Origin of the sequence: [Enterobacter] lignolyticus SCF1 (assembly GCF_000164865.1) — a bacterium.
In the GTDB taxonomy this organism is placed as follows: domain Bacteria; phylum Pseudomonadota; class Gammaproteobacteria; order Enterobacterales; family Enterobacteriaceae; genus Enterobacter_B; species Enterobacter_B lignolyticus.
The window spans coordinates 2392109-2410416 of the sequence record NC_014618.1 but is presented as its reverse complement, the minus strand read 5'-3'; the positions used below and the strand labels follow the sequence as shown (position 1 = coordinate 2410416).

Annotated in this window: 17 protein-coding genes; 8 read left to right on the top strand and 9 right to left on the bottom strand. The window is 54.5% G+C overall.

Annotation, left to right across the window (positions count from 1 at the left end; genetic code table 11):
* Nucleotides 1-12: 12 nt before the first annotated feature.
* The 4 genes from ENTCL_RS11365 to ENTCL_RS11350 form a co-directional block, all read right to left on the bottom strand.
* The gene (locus ENTCL_RS11365; protein ID WP_013366265.1) at nt 13-2292 is read right to left on the bottom strand and encodes a fimbria/pilus outer membrane usher protein; all 2280 of its coding nucleotides are present in this window, start codon (nt 2290-2292) and stop codon (nt 13-15) included.
* 55 nt (nt 2293-2347) lie between these two features.
* Nucleotides 2348-3070, bottom strand: a complete 723-nt coding sequence (locus ENTCL_RS11360) for a fimbrial biogenesis chaperone (protein ID WP_013366264.1) — start codon at nt 3068-3070, stop codon at nt 2348-2350.
* Nucleotides 3071-3084: 14 nt separating this feature from the next.
* Nucleotides 3085-3615 (bottom strand): Csu type fimbrial protein, encoded by a 531-nt coding sequence (locus ENTCL_RS11355; RefSeq protein WP_013366263.1) that lies wholly within the window; start codon nt 3613-3615, stop codon nt 3085-3087.
* 201 nt (nt 3616-3816) lie between these two features.
* Nucleotides 3817-4704: a LysR family transcriptional regulator gene (locus ENTCL_RS11350; RefSeq protein WP_013366262.1), complete on the bottom strand. Its 888-nt coding sequence runs from the start codon at nt 4702-4704 to the stop codon at nt 3817-3819.
* 101 nt (nt 4705-4805) lie between these two features.
* On the opposite strand from ENTCL_RS11350, the gene ENTCL_RS11345 reads away from it, so the two are divergent.
* Nucleotides 4806-5264, top strand: coding sequence for a multidrug/biocide efflux PACE transporter (locus ENTCL_RS11345; protein ID WP_013366261.1), 459 nt, complete (start codon nt 4806-4808; stop codon nt 5262-5264).
* Nucleotides 5265-5296: 32 nt separating this feature from the next.
* Here ENTCL_RS11345 and ENTCL_RS11340 read toward each other — a convergent pair whose 3' ends face one another.
* Nucleotides 5297-5935, bottom strand: a complete 639-nt coding sequence (locus ENTCL_RS11340) for a TetR/AcrR family transcriptional regulator (protein WP_013366260.1) — start codon at nt 5933-5935, stop codon at nt 5297-5299.
* 9 nt (nt 5936-5944) lie between these two features.
* Entirely contained in the window at nt 5945-7159 is a 1215-nt protein-coding gene (locus ENTCL_RS11335) for a TCR/Tet family MFS transporter (protein WP_013366259.1), read from the bottom strand.
* 1075 nt (nt 7160-8234) lie between these two features.
* Between ENTCL_RS11335 and ENTCL_RS11325 the strand changes: the two genes are divergently transcribed.
* The 4 genes from ENTCL_RS11325 to ENTCL_RS11310 all read left to right on the top strand — a co-directional run bounded on the left by ENTCL_RS11325 (nt 8235) and on the right by ENTCL_RS11310 (nt 11839).
* Entirely contained in the window at nt 8235-9020 is a 786-nt protein-coding gene (locus ENTCL_RS11325) for a zonular occludens toxin domain-containing protein (RefSeq protein ID WP_081449260.1), read from the top strand.
* Nucleotides 9017-10237: a type II secretion system protein GspD gene (locus ENTCL_RS11320; protein ID WP_013366258.1), complete on the top strand. Its 1221-nt coding sequence runs from the start codon at nt 9017-9019 to the stop codon at nt 10235-10237. The genes ENTCL_RS11325 and ENTCL_RS11320 overlap by 4 nt, the downstream gene beginning before the upstream one ends.
* Before the next feature lie 499 nt (nt 10238-10736).
* Nucleotides 10737-11321, top strand: a complete 585-nt coding sequence (locus tag ENTCL_RS11315; RefSeq protein WP_013366257.1) for a class I SAM-dependent methyltransferase — start codon at nt 10737-10739, stop codon at nt 11319-11321.
* A 65-nt stretch (nt 11322-11386) separates the two neighbouring features.
* Nucleotides 11387-11839, top strand: a complete 453-nt coding sequence (locus ENTCL_RS11310; protein ID WP_013366256.1) for a VOC family protein — start codon at nt 11387-11389, stop codon at nt 11837-11839.
* On the opposite strand, the gene ENTCL_RS11305 is transcribed toward ENTCL_RS11310, so the two are convergent.
* Nucleotides 11824-13053, bottom strand: coding sequence for an EAL and HDOD domain-containing protein (locus tag ENTCL_RS11305; protein ID WP_013366255.1), 1230 nt, complete (start codon nt 13051-13053; stop codon nt 11824-11826). The two genes, ENTCL_RS11310 and ENTCL_RS11305, sit on opposite strands and share 16 nt — an antisense overlap.
* A gap of 290 nt (nt 13054-13343) precedes the next feature.
* Here ENTCL_RS11305 and ENTCL_RS11300 point away from each other — a divergent pair, with 290 nt between their 5' ends.
* Both ENTCL_RS11300 and ENTCL_RS11295 read left to right on the top strand, forming a co-directional pair.
* Nucleotides 13344-13631 carry a VF530 family protein gene (locus ENTCL_RS11300; RefSeq protein WP_013366254.1) on the top strand — a complete coding sequence of 96 codons (288 nt, stop codon included), beginning with the start codon at nt 13344-13346 and terminating at the stop codon, nt 13629-13631.
* Nucleotides 13632-13638: 7 nt separating this feature from the next.
* Complete coding sequence (locus ENTCL_RS11295) at nt 13639-14931, top strand: glycoside hydrolase family 10-like protein (protein ID WP_013366253.1); 1293 nt, start codon at nt 13639-13641, stop codon at nt 14929-14931.
* A gap of 16 nt (nt 14932-14947) precedes the next feature.
* Here the strand turns inward: ENTCL_RS11295 and ENTCL_RS11290 are convergent, their stop codons facing one another.
* Nucleotides 14948-15886, bottom strand: coding sequence for a hypothetical protein (locus ENTCL_RS11290; protein ID WP_044612117.1), 939 nt, complete (start codon nt 15884-15886; stop codon nt 14948-14950).
* Nucleotides 15887-16045: 159 nt separating this feature from the next.
* Nucleotides 16046-16324, bottom strand: a complete 279-nt coding sequence (yahO, locus tag ENTCL_RS11285; protein WP_013366251.1) for a DUF1471 family periplasmic protein YahO — start codon at nt 16322-16324, stop codon at nt 16046-16048.
* Between the two features lie 404 nt (nt 16325-16728).
* Here yahO and ENTCL_RS11280 point away from each other — a divergent pair, with 404 nt between their 5' ends.
* A complete protein-coding gene (locus ENTCL_RS11280) occupies nt 16729-18216 on the top strand; it encodes a carboxypeptidase M32 (RefSeq protein WP_013366249.1) in 1488 nt (495 codons plus the stop codon).
* Nucleotides 18217-18308: the final 92 nt, after the last annotated feature.

Genomic DNA, 18308 nt, shown 5'->3' with positions numbered 1-18308 from the left:
CCTCCTGTCTGTTTAACGGCATACCAGCGGACCAATCTGCGCAATGCCTTTCACCTTATCGGGATAATCAAACGCCACGGCGCAGGTTCCCGACTCGGTGTTGACCCGCAGACGATTGTGCGGCTCCAGGGTGTCAAAATAGGCCATACCGTCAAAGCCGACGATCGATGACTGACCGGCGCCGGTAACCGAGGTCGCCGTACTGCCTTCCGGGATAGCCTTTCCCTGACCGTCCACCAGAATCACCAGACCGGCGCGCACGGGGGTAATACCAAATCTCACCAGCGTCCCGGCGCGATCCGCCGGCGTCGCGTTAACGCTGACCCGGTCGATACGCATATTGGCCGGGAGATTCGTCGGATCGATGCTTATCTGGTTGTTCTGGTAGCTATTCAGCGAGGTGACCAGCAGCAGCCCGCGGGCGTCGCTGGTACCGACCAGGTTGTTTTGCAACTTAACGGGGACATCCGCAATCCCGTCGGTGGAGACCACGGCAAAACCGTTATTGATCTCCCGTGCGGCAAAGATCCCGCCGCCCATCGCGACCAGCGAACCGGTGGCGCCAGCGTAGCCATACTGGTTATCGGGGACGCTGCTAAAACCGGTATACACCTTTCCATAGCGCCCCAGGTAGCCGACTTCGCCCTGGCCGCTTTGCTGCGATGCCTGCTGGCTGGCGGCGACGTTCCAGCCCCAGCCGCCGTCGGTAAGCGGCGTCTGGCTGGCGTTGAGCTGAACGCCGGTGTTGCCGTTGGTGCGCTGTACGGTGCCGCTTGCGCTCAGATTCCCGCCGGTGGTGAGGGTCACCATCAGATACAGGCTTCTGTCCCGAGTATCATCGACGTTCTGGTTGAAGCCGGCGTTAAGCGTAATATTGTCGCTGATGGACTTATACCAGCTGACGTTGACATACCGCTCAGCGCTTTCCTGCGGGTAGCGAAACTGCAGGTAGCTCAGGCTGACGTTGCCAGCCGACGCCAGCGAGTAGCCAATGACCGTGTTGCTGCTTAACGACGGCGGCGGGGTGCCGTAATGGGTCGCGACATCGTGATAATCGCCGGAGGTGGCGGTTGTACTGGTACTGAAATTGAGTTTTTCCCCGGACCAGCGGTAGCCGATGCTGTATAAAAAACCGCTTTCACCCGCATCTTTGCTCGCCGCAAAAGCCAAAGACAGCGTTCCGCTGCGGCTACCGGGAACCCAGTCGCTGCTGAAACCGGCATTGATCAGTCCATCGCTAGCCTCTGCGTGAGCCCCCGCGGTGAAGGTGTTGCTGATGCCGCGCCGCCAGGTTCCGCTCAGCGCCGGAGCGCTGGCATAATCAAACGAGGCGTAACCGTAATTTTCCCGTACGACGCCCAGTTCGGCCGACCAGGAGGTCAGCCCCTCGCGCAGGAGCTGCTGATCATTGTAAAACGAGAAGTTTTGCACCGAGGTTCTGCCCAGCGCATCCGTCATCATCACCTGCGCATTACCGGCGCCGCTGATATTCGGCATTGTGTTGATCTGGAAACTGCCTGCCGGTACTTCGCCGTTGTAGTACTTCACCCCGTTGACGTACAGCTCAACGTTTGACGGCAGGGTAGCAGAGCCGAGGAACGCCGGAAGCGGGGTGGTGGGCATGTACGGCCGCAGGCCGAAGTCGGTGCCTATCTGGATGCCGCCGATGCGGGTCGGACGCGACCAGGGCAGCGAGCTGGTCAGGGTATCGCCGAGGGTCACGGCCAGCATGTTATCCGGAAAAGACGAACGCCAGCTGGTATCAAGGCGGTTAAACCGATTTTCCGCATGGGCCTCTGTGGAGTACTGCGTCAACTGAGTGGTGCTGAACACGCCCAGAGCGTTAAAAGCCCGCAGCTCGCTGAAGGTATTTACGCTGCTTTCCTTTCCCTGTTCCGCGTAAAGGTCATAATTCAGCAGCGCTCCGCGCGACGCTGATGCCGCAGGCCCCGTTTCTGCCGGCGAATTAAGCTGGGTGGTGGCGAGATCCAGCTGGTTCAGAGGCGCCGTTAGCGCCAGCGTTTGCTGCTGAACGTTATAGTCAATTTTTAACTGCGCAATATCGTTCAGGCAGACGACCGCTGGGGCGTTTTTTGGCAGGCGTAATCCCAACTGCCGCAACGCGTTTGCGCTGCCGTATAATTTTCCATTGGCATAGCCCAGGTGAACCAGCCCCACGGGATTTCCATTCAGAGTTACGTCGAGATATAAATCACTCCCGACAAGCGGGGTTGCATCAGCAATGACCCCGGCCTGTGGGGTGTTATTATTGATAGCCTGTGCGGACGCCATTCCCGATATGAATACTCCATTGAGCAAGAAAAACTTCACCAGACAATATGGCCATTCAGAGATCTTGTATTGTTTTTTGACCATTTATCGTTACTTCAACTTTACCGCCATGATGCGTACCGTTGGCAGACGGGGATAAAATCCACCGCATAGTTGAACCTGGGAGAACATAACCTAACAGCCCCGGCGTGATAGCAATCCGTGTTCCGCTGGCCCCAATGAGCGTCGCGGCGGAAAGCTGTGCATGGCTGTTTCCCTGATTGTTAACCTCAAGAAAGGTATTTCCATCAATATGCTGCAGTTTCCATTGCAGCTTTGCGGATGCCTGCGCGTCAGTGACTGGCTGAATAAAAACAGGAACCGAATAGCGCAGCACAAACTGGAGCTTATTTCGCTGTAGCTTCGGCGGCGGGAGTTCATCAATTGACAACCGGTAAGCGCTTTCAACCTGTCCGGAAGGCGGGCCAGTACGAATAACCCGAATAAGCTGGCGCTCACCTGGCGCCAGCGCCAGCATCGGCGGGCTTATCGCCAGCCCTTGCGACGATGAAAGCTGGTCTGCAAAACCGCTCTGGGTCCAGCGATAGACGCGAACCTGTGCATTTATCGCATTGTCGCCTTCGTTGCTTAGCCAGATGCCGTCGGCATTTTGCGTCCCCTGAAGCGTTAGCGTTACAGGGGCTATCTGTAAGCCGCTCGCCGCGGCGTGTGGTACTGCAATTATGCTGCCTAACAGACAAGCGAAGGCGTACGACTGGACGCGTAATGTCAATTTCATCCGATTTCCTGGCGTTAATAGTTAACGTTAACCGTTACCGTATCGGCATAGCTGTCCGGGGTGAAATCGGCGCTGGCCGCTGTTGCGTAGACCGTCAGAGTTTGCGCCGCCCCGGTTCCTGTTCCGGCGACGCCGTTTCCAACGGTAGTTGACGTGGCGGTATCTCCCCATACCGGGCCCGTCGCTGAGGTTTGGTTTAGCTGGTAGGGGACTTTGTCCGAGTTAGTTGCCGCGTTGGCGACAGAAGACATGGCACCGGCGCCGTTGGTATTTCCGCCATTAGCGGACGATGGCGACAGCCCAATAAAATAGGGGGTCGTCTTCGAACAGTTAACTGAGATAGTACTGCTCGCGCTGGTATTTATCGCCGTCGCGCTGACGGTACCAAGGTTAATATTTGACGATGCGCCAGCGGTGACGGTACAGGCCTTTTGGATAGTCATCAGCACCTGAAATGTGCCGTTTGCCGTCTGCGCCGTGGCTGCAGGAATAACAGAAAAGGCGGAGCAGAAGAGAATCAAGCGCGCGGTAATAACCAGGTTCATATCCTTTTCCTTTTTCAAACAACCCTATTTTCTACGCTAAAAGAAAACAATACGGCGACGGTGGGATGCCTGATTTAACCCTAGGATATGTATTAATTTCGCGCCAGTTTGCCTCATGCGTTTTCCTTAAAAAAAGAAGGGGCCGCTGGCAAAAAATAATGACTTCGCATGAGCGAATTTTTTACTGTATGCCTTACCGGATTACGCCGGTGGCCTGGCGGGCAGCGTCATTTGCTGAAGATGCGTACGTAGCCAGTTTCCGGCAATGCCTGGCGGCGAACGCTTGTTCCAGGCCAGATCGATAGAAATCGCGGCGGGCCAGCCTGGCACATTAAGCGGCACCAGCGCATGATGATGGGCAAACTCGGTCACCAGCGCGCAGGGCAGCTTACACCAGCCAAACCCTTGTTCCGCAAGGCTCAGCAGCAGCAGGTAGTTCGGCGCAGACCATACCGGCCCGGGTGCCGGTAGCCCGGGATTTTCCAGATAGGTACTCAACCGGAGTTCACGCCAGGTGCGCAGCTCTTCCCACTGAATGGTTTCACGAACCGCCAGCGGGTGACCGGCGGCGGCGTAAATCCCCATGTGCGACTGCACCGGTAGCCGGTTGCTGCCGATCTCCGCCGGGTAGCTCTCTCTTGCCTGCATCAGCCCAAGGTGCGCGCGGCCTTTCTGCAGCAGGTCGATGACGTCTTCATCCTCGCCAATCAGACACTCGAATTCGGTATGCGGGAAACGCTTGTCAAACTCCGCCAGCAACACGGCCAGCATGTCAGGGTGGAGAGTATCGGAAAGCACGAATGTCAGCCGGGGTTCGGTTTCGCTGCCCAGCGATACCGCCAGTTCATCAAGGCGATCGCTGGCCGCCAGTATCGCTTCGGCGTAGATCAGCACGCGCTTGCCCTGTTCCGTCAGCACCGGATTCCGGGCGCTACGGTCAAACAGGGTAACGCCCAGATCGACCTCCAGATTAGCGATAGCGGTACTGACGGTGGACTGGCTTTTGCGTAACCGACGGGCCGCGGCAGAAAACGAACCGCTGTAAACCGCTTCAACAAACGCCATAAGCGCTTCCGGAGAGTATTTCATATCTATCTATTTTATCGATGGTATGTATCTTTAACTTATCTTTTTTATGTATAAAAATCCAACCCAGTGAACAGAAGTGAATAACATTGAGGTTACGATTTATGCAACAGAAATCCATGCAGCACAGAACACTTGCCGAGCGCATTTTCCACGCCGTTAGCTTTGAGGGACTGGCAACCCTGATCCTCGCGCCGACCGCAGCCTGGATTATGCAGCGTTCCGTTCTGGAGATGGGAGGCGTTACGGTATTGCTGGCGACTATCGCCATGGTCTGGAACATCATTTACAACGCGATTTTCGACCGGTTCTGGCCTGTGTCCCGCGTAGCGCGTACGGCGAAAGTCCGTGTATTTCACGCGCTCGGGTTCGAGGGTGGGTTTATTATTATGGGGGTCAGCGTACTGGCTTTCGCATTGCGCATAACGCCGGTCGAAGCCTTTATGCTGGAGGCAGGGTTCCTGCTGTTCTTCCTGCCTTATACCATTGTGTATAACTGGGTTTACGATACCGTACGCCAGCGTGTTGTCACCCGGCTGGCAAAACGCGCCCAGGCTTACTAAGTCGTACGAAAAGGCCCGCCTGCGGGTCTTTTTTACACATAAGGCGTGCCGCACATTGCAGCGCTAATGCCGCGGCTCCCCTTATCGATAATAGCGAGAAAAGCCGTGCGGGCATTATCCCTGTGCTGGTCATCGCGCCAGCGACGATGGCCCTCAGCCAGCGCCGCACTCCAGGTTGCAAGCACCAGGTGCGCTGTCAGGCAGGCATCCGGGTCATGGGCTGGGGCGTTAACGCAATCAATAAGTGACGTTGTCACTAATTGCGTAAGCTCATCGCGAATCTGCCGCACTCTGGCTTTCAGCGTTTCGCTGCCGGTGATAGCCCCGATAAAGTGCTGACTATCCGCGCTGAATTCAACGAAAGGGCTATTTTGCGCAACCAGGCTATGCGCCAGCAGACGCAGCGTTTCGACAGGCGAAACCGTAGTCTGCCGCTGCTTTAGCGCCTGGCGGATCGTCTCCCGCACCTCGTCGTCGCGGTCGAAAAACATCTCTTCTTTACGCGGAAAATGATTAAACACCGTCATTCTTCCCACGCCGGCAGCCGCAGCAATCTCATCCACCGTGACCTGCTCGAAACCCCGCTCCAGAAACAGTCTGGTGGCAGCAGTTGAGATAATGCGCCGGGTTTCCAGACGTTTACGGCTGCGGCGATCGCCTGGCATACTCATTCGTTCTCCTTACTGCTGTACATCAGCTTGCGTTTGCGACGATGTTTGCTGCGCGGCATTGCGGGTGCCAAGGATAATCAGCGGTACGGCAATGGCATAAATGACGACAACCGAAAGCCATACTGCGCCTGGCCAACTTTTCTGCACCACAAAATAGAAGCTGGAAAAGGCGAGGGGACCGATAATGGAGGCAAGGCTTATCGCCGACGCGAGCACGCCCTGGAATTGCCCCTGGCGGTCACTGTCGACCTGCCGCGTTGCCAGCGATTGCAGCGCCGGGCTGCCGATCCCGCCCAGCGCAAACAGCGGCATAATAGCGAAAACCACCCAGCTCTGCTGTGTAAAAGCCAGAATAATCAATGCAATGCATGAACTCGCTACGCCTGCAAGTACGGCGCCGCGCTCGCCCAGCAGCCGTGATGCCGGGCCGGGTAAGAACGCCTGTACCAGCGTCTGGCAAACGCCGAATGCCCCCAGAGACAGGCCAATCCACAGACCGTTCCACTGGAAGGTATCGATTCCCCACAGCGCCCAGCAGGTGCCGTAAACTTCACCGGTCATGGTCAAAATAAAGAAAACCAGAATAATGGGGATCAGGTGCTTCATTGAAAACACCCAGCGTAATGGCCGCAGCGGGTTCAGCGTACCGAGGCTGATTTTCTGCCGGGCAGGCGGCCTGGACTCCGGCAGCAGAAACAGTGCCATCAGCAGATTGCAGGTATTGAGGATGGCTGCCGCAATAAACGGCAGACGCACGCCGTAATCTCCCAGAATACCGCCCAGCACGGGACCAATAATAAAGCCCATTCCAAACATGGCGTTGAACAACCCAAAGCGACGGGCGCGCATGTCCGGCGACGAGATATCGGTAATATATGCCGTCGCGACGGCAATGTTGGCGCTGGTTAGCCCGGCGATAGCACGACCAATCATCAGCATCCACAGATGCGGCGCGAACGCCATCACCACATAGTTGACGGCCATTCCCGCCAGAGACAGCAGCAATACCGGACGCCTGCCAAGGTTATCGCTCAGCGCGCCCAGTACCGGCGCGAAGATAAACTGCATCAGGGCATACAGCGCCGTCATTATGCCGATCCAGTGGGCAATATCCGATGAATGGGTGACATCCTCGAGAAGCCGGGGAAGAATAGGGAAGATGAGGCCAATGCCCACCGCGTCGAGCGCAATGGTGGTAAAAATAACCAGAAGCGGCTTGTTCATAGGTAACCTGAGGGTTGTTATTATACTTTTATTGTACTGAGTACACATTTTCATTGTGTCGCAGTTTACAGGTAAAAGAAAGCGTAATGTACGGGCAACTGGCGCTGAGAGCGGTACCTTGCCAGGATAATAGTTGCCAGAGGTCAGTAATCGACTGTGGATTGACGAAGCGCCGGAACTGGGTCAGGCCGAGGTCTGGCTTGAGCTGTTTACGACTGATTTCAAACTCGCTGAAAAACACCTCGAAAAGCGCGGGGTTGTACGCTGTAATTCTGAGACCGTTTGCCCGACGGATTTAAAGGCGGGTGGATCATATGTACATATGCTGCGAGAGCCAGAAGCCTGGTGAAGTTTAACGGCAGACGGAAGTCATTTTGCGTCAAATTTGACCAGGACAAAGGGTGGCCAGATATCGCAAGACGCAGACCCAAGGATGTCCGTGGTACGTCAGATTTTGTGATTATCCATGTAAGTGCGCATAATGTCATATGCAGCTTATGTTGAATCGGGCGCAGCCGTGCGACCGCGCTCGGCTAAGGCGCCCGCGACCGATTTAACATAGGCTGCGTTGTGCGCATTTTTGGGTGGCATTCCCTTATTTCCTCCAGTTCGTCACCCTTCATCGCTTCCGGCCTCAGTCGTTACGTAATAATTTTCACGTAATAACGCGCGTTATTAACAAACCTTTTCTTCCATTTCATCAAACTGGTGAGGGGGGAAGGCGTAGCACCCGCAGGATCGAGGATGCAACGCCTTCATGCCGAGCCGGGAGGATCACAGGCGGGGAGGAGGCTTGATAAGCCACTTACTTTAATAGTGGCTTATCGTCCAAACGGTGGAATCGTACCAAATCAACATCTTGTGCTTCACAGGGCGTTTTTTACGTAAATATCTTTTTAAAACACCATATGTAGTGTGGTACGACCTTCTTACTCTGTGATTTTTACTTCTCTTACGTAGTGCCTGATTAACATGGCCTCTAACAGGGTTTCAATGCAGCTTTTTTCGTCCTGATTTAGCTTCTAAGGATAAAGACGGCAACGCGGCGCTTTCAACGTTCTGCCGACCGGGGGATCTGATTGTCATTGATGAGGCATGGCGCATCTGGCCAACGGACAGCGCGGTATCTGTCGAACACCGCTCGTTTATTGCGGAGCACCGTCATTTTACGCACCCGGACACGGGACAGTGTTGTGATATGGCCTATATCACGCAGTCGCTGACCACCATTGCCCGGTTTTTGCGTGACCGTACCTCAAAAACGTTTCGCATGAAAAAACTGACCGCGCTGGGGCTGGCAAAACGTTACCGGGTTGACGTGTTTGAAGGGGTTAAACAGACCAAAACGTCTTTAATCACGCAATATCAGTGCAGCTATAAAGCTGAGATATTCCCGTTGTATAAATCATATGACGGTCAGAACGGTAATGAGCAGATCGTCGATAAACGCCAGTCCGCGCTACAGCCAAAGTTTATTATTCTGATGTTCGTTATTCCCTTAATTCTGCTGGCTGTGGGTATCACGCTGATTATTCGTTTTTTCTCTCCGGACACCCAAAAGGATCCGGTTTTAGATCCTCCCGCTGCCGCAGCTGCTGCACGTAAACCCGCCGAAACACCCTCTGTCGCGCAGGGCTCCCGCGTGCCGTCATCCGTTCCGGCGGTGTCATCGGTCTGGCGCATTGGCGGTCAGTTCCGGCGCGACGGGTTTGCGTATGTGGTGCTCGTCAACAATGCCGGGCGCATTCGTACAGAGGCGTTGTCATCGTTCACGTTTGAAGGGCTTTTGATGTCCGGTTACATCGATGGCGAGCAGGTGACGGTGTATTCAGGTTCGGTGAAAAATGGAGGTGTTCAGTGATACGGATTCTTGTTTTGTGGTTCTTCCTGCTGCCGTTCTGCGTGCAGGCCAAGGGGGTTTCGCTCGAATTAAATCGCGTTCCGCTGCCGGAAGCGATTCATCTTCTTTACAGCGAGGTGTTCAGCCGTCCCTATATGCTGGCGCCGGAACTGGCGAATGATGCGCGGGTGGTGTCGCTGCGCATCACCCCAGACATTGATGAACGGGCATTCATTACGCGTTATTTCGGCAATATGAACATCCGTATTCATGCCCGTGACGGGATCGATTATGTCGCCCCGGTGGAAAAGAAGGTTCAGCAGGAAAAACAGGAGGTGTTTGTGTATCAGCCCCAGTACCGCAGCGTCGCGTATCTGTCCGATATTCTGCGTACATTCGTTGACGGCCAGTTTAACGCGGGCGGCGGAATAGGGGGCAGCGACAGTCTTTTGCCGGACCAGGTAAAACCGGGTAGCGCGACCGACAACATTAACCGCTCCGGGGATGTGCTGGTCTTTTATGGGACGGCCGAAAATATCCGCCGGATAAAACGGGTTTTACCGGAAATCGACAGCGCCGGTGATGAGGTTTTCATTGCAGGTTATGTATTTGAGGTTCAGACCAGTGAACGCAATGGTTCAGGGCTGGCACTGGCGGCGAAGCTGCTCGGCGGTAAGATTGAGATCGGCATGGGTAACATGTCCGGCGGCTATGAAAATTTTATCCGTATCGGCGGTTCGTCACTCGATGCCATGTACGAACTTTTCCGCACAGACAGCCGTTTCAATGTGGTCAGTTCTCCGCGGCTGCGGGTGAAATCTGGCTACTCTGCAACGTTTTCAGTCGGTCAGGAAGTGCCCGTATTGAGCGGTATCGATCGCAACCAGAATTCGACGTATCAGAGCGTGGATTACCGGAGCGCGGGGGTTATCCTCGATGTGACACCGTCAGTCCGTAACAGTGTGACCGATTTAAAAATCAGCCAGCAACTCAGCAACTTTATCAAGACGGACACGGGCGTGAACAACACGCCGACGCTGATAAAGCGCGAGGTTTCAACGTTTGTGTCGGTGAAGTCCGGTGATATCGTGGTGCTGGGTGGCCTTGCTGAAACTAAGGATTCGGATGCCCGGACAGGATTTTCATTTTTGCCAAAAGTGCTTGGCTCACGTTCGGATGAGAAATCAAAAACGGATATTCTGATCGTGCTGCAGGTTCGAACCGCTAAGGCAGCGTGATATGCCGTTCAGGGAGGAGCAACGCGACGGAGACAACCGCAGCGTTTAACGCGAGGACTCAAAAAGCCTCGCGATTTATCGCGAGAAATCCCCGTCACTGCAAAGCCGTCTTTTGACTTTTTCCGGCACAGGGTGAGCTGAGACTGTTATCCGGCATGGTTCCCGCCATGACATCATCATTATGATGTTTGTCATCCATCGACATTGCCTCCATGTGGCATCTTCCCGGCCTTACAGAAGCTCACTGTAAGGCCTTTTTTTATCGGTAAATCCAGCTTCTTTGAAGGGTTATATCTGAGCAGCACAACGGCAGCCGCAAAACACCAGATTCCGTCCATATCCCCAAAAGTGCGCATAATGTATATTATGTTAAATTACATTTATGGAGCCAAAACCCCTTATTCCCCGCCAGCAATCGCGGTCAGACGCAGATTAAGCAATTGTTAAGATTGCAGGCTCACAATGGCATACGGACTCGCCGAAGACTGGAGAAACTGCGATGCTCACTTCTGTGATTGCGACCGTACAGCCTTATCTTAAGCATCAGATGAACTACGCCAGGCAATTTATTCTCTCGCCGCGTACCTTTGGTTCCGTAACTCCCTCATCTCCCTGGCTGTGCAACCGGATGGCCAGTCTCGCCAGTTGGGAAACCGCGACAACCGTTGCAGAACTTGGCGCCGGTGATGGCGTTCTTACCCGTCGGCTGCTCAAACGTCTGTCTCCCGCAGCGCAGCTGGATGCCTGGGAAATTCAGCCCGGGCTTGCGCGCCAGCTACAGACGCTTGCGGACCAGGACCGTCGGCTGCAAGTCATTACCCGCTCTGCCGAGCAGCTGGACAGAAATTACGATCTTATCTTTTCCTGCCTGCCGCTGCTGTCTATCCCGCTGTTTCCACGGTTACGGATACTGCAGCAGATCAGAAAACAGCTTAATCCCGGCGGGATGCTGATTCAGTTTCAGTACAGCCCGCTGTCGGAGAAACTGTTGTCCCGTTACTTCGAGTGGCGTCGGGTATATGAAATTCGTAACTTCCCGCCGGCATGGGTTTATGTCTGCACTCCGCGCGTAGTGCTGGCATAACGGGCATCCGCTGGAGAGTATGTTATCTTTATTGATGAAAATACATTCAGTTATAAGGAGATAAAATGAATCCTGACTTATCCGGCATCGACGTGCTGTTTGTCGCAGGCTTTGGCCCTATTACCCTGGACACTGACGCCAGTAAGGCTTTTTATGCGGATGCGCTGGGCCTGCCGCTAAAAAGCATGGAGGGCAACAGCGACTATCTGCTCACCGGGCACAACGCGCTGAAAGGTGTAAAACATTTTGCGCTGTGGCCGCTCTCTCAGGCCGCGCTCTCCTGCTTCGGCACCGGACAATGGCCGGTGGATCTCCCTACCCCACAGGCCTGGATCGAATTCGAAGTACGTGACATTGATGCAGCAACCCGGGTGCTCAAAAGCAAAGGCTATCGGCTGCTTGTCGCCCAGCGCGAAGAGCCATGGGGACAGACGGTTACTCGTCTGCTGAGCCCGGAAGGACTGCTGGCGGGTGTGACAATTACCCCCTGGCTGCGCCAGGATCAAAAGACGGAATAGTCACGAGCCCATTCAGTTGCGGTCTTCATGGCGTCCGTCACCCCGGCTGCGGTAATTCCCAGCGCCTCGCTGATTTTTGAGGCGCTTTCCCAGTCCAGTTGCTCATAATACCGACAGACGCTGACGATATCGGTAAGTATGCCGGGCTGGCCACACAGCGCTTCGCTGACGTCGGGTGGAACCGCAACCTGCTTTATCAATTCCTCCATCGGGAATTCCAGAATAGTCTCGAGCAAGGAAAACAGCCCCGTCAGAAAGGCACTATATATAAGCGCATCTTTGCCGATATACCCCACCATTAGCTCACAGAACTTTCTGCGCACCATGCTTAAATGATAGAGCTCGCTCACGGAGTCATGGCTCAGATTCGCCAGGGCGACAACCGCGACGAAGCGGCGTAACCCGTCTTCGCCAAGGTACATCAGGATCTCTTTTAACGTTAACTTGTTGAAATTGCAGACGCCATATTGCTTACACACGATATGCTTCATATAACGCATGATTTTATACGATAGCGTCAGGTCGGTTTTCAGCAGCGCTTCTATTCTGGGGAAATCAAGGTTATGGCGGCTCACTTCCATCTGAAGTCTGAAAATCGTTAGCTGATTATGCGATAAACGCCGGTTCTTTATTATTTCCGGCTTACAGAAAAAGAACCCCTGAAACAATGAGAAACCCGCGGCTCTGTATTTTCTGTACTCCTCCTGCGTTTCCACTTTCTCAGCCAGAAATTGGATACGCGACAGCAATGGCCTTCGCTCATTGATATACTGAAAGATCTCATCCGGCGTATTTTTTCTGATATCAAATTTGATAACGGAAACATAGGGCAGGAACGCGTCCCAGTCCGGCGATAGCGTGCAGTCGTCGAGCGCAAAGCAGGCTCCCCGGGCATGCATCGCCCGAACCGCCTGTAACAGCTCAGCGCCTGGGACAGACTCCTCAAGAAGTTCTATCACCACACGGTCGTTTGGCAATGCTTCTCCGCATCGGTTAACAATCATTTGCGCGGGGAAATTAATATACGCCGTATGGCTGCCGGTGATTCGCAGCGACGGTATGCACAGAAACTGGTCGGAAATCATCCGTGACGTGGCGTATTCCGCCGAAACGTCGGGAAAGCGGTTCTCCATCCCATCGCGAAACAGCAGCTCGTAGGCGACGGTTTTCATATTTCTGTCGAAAATCGGTTGCCGCGCGGTGAATGCATACATAAGCAGGCTCCCTCTGGCCAATGTTATAATTATTAGACCCTAACCTGAGAAGCGGTATACCATGCAATATGCGTCATTATTTTGATGTATTCTACAGATTGCCCGCATGCTCACAGCTGGAATATATAAGAAAAAATATCTCGCTGACCTAAGCTAAACCAGAAATCATTTATACGATGCGCCGGATATTCGAGCGATATACCGGAGCAAAGCTGAACGACGGCCCCGCCGCTTCCCTTGCCCCTGTCACCGGACTATAATCACAAAAATCGGAAAATACCGGACTCCACATGACCGCTCACACTTCTAAAGACCCGCTGCATGGCGTAACGCTTGAAATGCAAGTCAATGCGCTGGTCGCCCGTTTTGGCTGGGTTCAGCTTGGCAAACGTATTAATATCAACTGCTTTAAAAGCGACCCTAGCGTCAAATCGAGCTTAAAGTTTCTTCGCCGCACGCCGTGGGCCCGCGCAGAGGTCGAGGCGCTGTACCTTGCGTCTCTGACCGACGAGGCGCCGGTAACGGCGGACACTCCTGAGGTGAATCCCTGGGCTAACAGTCGCTTCACTAAGAGCTAATTCTCTGATGCCGCAACAATCTTCAGCAACAACGGTAAAACGGTTCGCGGCGCTGGCGGGCTGCGCGCTGTTGCTTATCAGCTGTACATCAAAACCGCCGCAGTCGCTGGTGACCCCGCTGCCTTCCGCAAAGCCGCCCGTCGCGCAAAACGGGGAGCCGGTACGCGGCGTCTGGCTGACGACCGTTTCTCGTCTTGACTGGCCGCCGATATCATCGGTCAATGCAAGCCCCAATATTCGTGAAAATATGCAGAAACAGGCGCTTACCGATAAGCTGGACAAGCTGAAGAGCCTGGGCGTCAATACCGTATTCTTCCAGGTAAAACCGGACGGTACGGCGCTGTGGCCGTCAAAGATTTTACCGTGGTCCGATACGCTAACCGGAACGATAGGCGAAGATCCGGGCTACGATCCGCTGCAGTTTATGCTGGATGAGGCGCACAAGCGCGGGATGAAGGTCCACGCCTGGTTCAACCCGTACCGGGTATCGACCAATACCCGGCCATCAACCGTGGCGGAGCTCAACCGCACGCCGTCCAGCGTATTTGTACAGCATCGTGACTGGATTCGTACGGCCAGCGACCGCTTCGTGCTCGACCCTGGTATCCCGGCGGCCCGCGACTGGATAACCAGCATCGTTGCCGAAGTCGTCACCCGCTACCCTGTCGACGGCGTGCAGTTTGACGACTACTTCTATACCGAAACGCCGGGTTCAGCGCTGAACGACAGCCAGACGTTCCGGGAATATGGCCAGGGTTTCGCCTCGAAAGCGGACTGGCGGCGCCACAACACCCAGCAGCTGATCGCCGAGGTGTCCCGCACCATTAAGCAGATAAAACCCAACGTCGAGTTTGGCGTCAGTCCTGCCGGAGTCTGGCGTAACCGGTCGCACGATCCTGCCGGATCCGACACCCGGGGGGCCGCGGCTTACGATGAATCCTACGCCGATACCCGTCAGTGGGTGCAGCAGGGGCTGCTGGATTACATTGCGCCGCAGATTTACTGGCCCTTCTCGCGAAGCGCAGCCCGCTATGACGTGCTGGCGAAATGGTGGGCTGATGTGGTCAAACCGACGAATACGCGCCTGTACATCGGCATTGCATTCTATAAAGTGGGCGAGCCATCGAGAAACGAACCCGACTGGACGGTTCAGGGCGGCGTTCCGGAGCTGAAAAAGCAGCTCGATTTAAACGACTCCGTGCCGCAAATTCAGGGGACCATTCTGTTTCGGGAGAACTACCTTAATGCGCCGCAGACGCAGGATGCCGTCAGCTATTTGAGAAGCCGCTGGGGGAGCTGAACGCTCCCCGTTGTTTTCAAAAACTCATGGCAAAACCAATCCCATAACCGCTGGTATTGTTGCCAAACATATAACGCGCCACCAGGCGCGTTCGGGTGACGAATACGTTATATTTGCTGCTGTCGAGCTCCAGGCCAACCCCCACTGAGCTCAGATTGTCAAAGCCGAGCTTGCCGCGCTGATCGCCCAGATATTCCGTATGCGCCCCCTCCAGAACATAGCGTACCGGGCTTTGCAGCAGCGTCCAGTCAGAGATCGGCGCGCGGCGGCGAACGTACAGCCCAAGGTTTTCCGCGCTGGCCTGCCCCTGAACCGCTTCGGCGGTATCGCCGAACGTTTCCAGGTTCATTCCGGAGTAGCGAAGCTCCACGTCAATATCCTGAGATTCCGAGAACAGCTCGTAATCGAGCATTAATGAGCCTCCCAGACCGTAGGCGTTCAGCCTGCCGCCGTCGAGAAACTGCATGTCGGCATCGCGCTTTTGCTGTATGGCCCATGTCCCGACGCGCAGATCGCTCACCATCGTACCCAGCATGACGTTAAAAATGGGGCGAAACACCAGATTACCGCCCCACCTGTCTTTGTATAAATGGAAATCCCAGCCAATGCCGCCAGTGGCCGTCAGGCTGTTCCATTTGGTGGGAATATTGCGCTTTTCGGCGCCATCAGAGAAAACGAACTGCGGATCGTAGCGGCTGTACCCCATCGTACCTTCGAGATACAGGGGAAATGATTCGCTTAGCGTGGCGCCGCCGCCGAACTGGGTAATGGAAAGCGCGTTTTTATCGTTAGTGCCGCTACCGATATTAAGATCGCTGGCGGTAACGTCAGGCACAACCGTATAGCTCATCAGAGACAGTACGGCATCCGCACGTTGCTTAAGGCGGTGACCGTCTGCGGCAATACCGGCCTGGCTGGAAAGCAATAACGCAACCAGCAGGAGACTGCGGGGCATAACCGACGTCGGCAATGACATACCACTCACCTGTAGCGTTAAAGGCTAACGTTATTCTGCGAAAAAGAGATTTGACGAATTAATTGAAGTTAATGGTTATCAAATATTGGTATTAAAGGTGGGAAACGTTCGCTCCCCACCCGAAACACGCTGGCTAAATCATTTTTTCTTATAAATGTTAGCGCTGGCGTGAATCTTCTTGCTGGTGCTGCCAGAAGTCAGAACCAGAACATCAGCCCCTTTTTCGTCAGCCTTTTTAATCAGCTCAGATTTTGCATCAGCCTGAGAGGTCTCATTTGAAACTGAAACGGTACCAATTTTTTTATAGTGAGAAGCAACCTTTTTAAAAGCGTCGTGAGTCATCAGTTCAGCCGCGCTAACGCTGGTGACAAAAGCAAAAGAAGCCATTGCAATCATTAACTTAGGAATAATACGCATGATGTAACCCTTAGTATTGTTTATGGGATAGCCAGTATAATAGTAAGTTCTTCGTAAATTGACATATCGAAATACAGCAGCAAAAAGCCAGTACTCAGGTTATAAAAGAGAGTCATTCTCATATGGAACCTGCTCTCTGCGATCTAAGTGTATTACCTGAATTTCAACCTGTCATTCTTCATGGAAAAAATATTTGTTGTTTTAAAATAAACAAATACGTGTTGCATTTTGACAATGCTCACGGTATCGGCGTCATTATTATGCGCTATGAAGGTAATCGATCGACTGGAGGCGTGACGCCGTCACAGTTTGATTGATAATGTTGACACAGCATCATTTCGCCTGGCATAAATAATGACTTTATTCGCACACATTGGTTTTTCACCTGCCTTACGGGACTCATAATGAATAAAAACGCTTGCTACCACGAACTTACCCTCACCTTTCAGCGCCTTTCCCGCTTCTCTCATCTCTCCGCCATCGCCAGTTGGGACATGTTTGCCATGATGCCCTCCGGCGGCAGCGCGGCGCGCGGTGAAGCGCTGGCGGAGCTGGGGCTCTTGCAACATCAAATCCTCACCGATAAGAAAATCGGTGAGCGCCTTCTGGCCGCATCGCAGGAAGACCTCACCGATGACGAACGGGCGAATCTGCGGGAAATGTCCCGCGCGCATAAGCAGGCCGCCCTGCTTCCTGAAAGCCTGGTTGAAGCCAAAGCGCTGGCCGGCAGCCGCTGCGAACACGCGTGGCGCACGCAGCGTAAAAACAATGACTGGCAGGGCTTTGCGCCAAATCTGAAGGAAGTCGTCAGGCTGAGCCGTGAAGAAGCTCGGCTGCGGGCCGAAGCCCGCGGCGGTTCTCGGTATGACGCCCTGCTGGACATTTTTGAACCCGGAATGACCAGCAAGCGCCTTGATACGCTGTTTGCCGATCTCAAAAGCTGGCTGCCCGAGCTGTTGGCTACCGTAGTCGATAAGCAGGCGTCGCAGCGCGTGGCGACGCCCCAGGGGCCGTTCCCGACGGAAAGCCAGCGTCAGGTCGGGCTGGAAGCCATGAAGATGCTCGGTTTCGATTTTGACGGCGGTCGTCTGGACGTCAGCGCGCATCCGTTTTGCGGCGGCGTTCCTGAGGATGTGCGCATCACGACCCGCTATGATGAAAACGATCTGCTGAGCGCATTGTTTGGCGTAATTCACGAGACCGGCCATGCGCGTTATGAGCAAAATCTGCCCCGCCACTGGCCCGGACAGCCGATCGCGCTGGCGCGTTCGACGGCGATTCACGAATCGCAGAGCCTGTTTTTTGAAATGCAGCTTGGCCGCAGCCCGGCATTTTTACAGCGCATTCTCCCGACGCTCCGCCAGCACTTTGGCGATCAGCCCGCTTTCAGCGAAGAGAATTTCATCGCCTGGAGCCAGCGCGTAGCGCCGGGCTATATCCGTGTGGACGCCGATGAAGTCAGCTATCCCGCTCACGTCATTTTGCGCTACGACATTGAGCGGGCGCTGATCGACGGCGATATTGACGTAGACGATATTCCCGCGCTCTGGGATGAAAAAATGCAGCACTGGCTGGGGCTGTCCACTGCAGGGAATTACCGCAACGGCTGCATGCAGGATATTCACTGGACCGACGGCGGGTTTGGCTACTTCCCCTCCTATACCCTCGGGGCAATGTACGCCGCTCAGCTCTTTCAGGCGGCGCGTAAGGCGCTGCCGACGCTCGACAGCGCTCTGGCTAACGGCGATTTCAGCCCGCTGTTCGGCTGGCTGCAGCAGAATATCTGGCAGCACGGCAGCCGCTACAGCACCTCGGAGCTTATCATCAACGCAACCGGCGAAGACCTTAACAGCCAGCATTTCCGTCAGCACCTGACGTCACGCTACCTGTAATACAGCGCCGGGGATTATCCCGGCGTTGTACATTCGGTTACACGCCGATACTAATCACCAACGGAATCCTCGAAAGGACAAGAATATAGTGT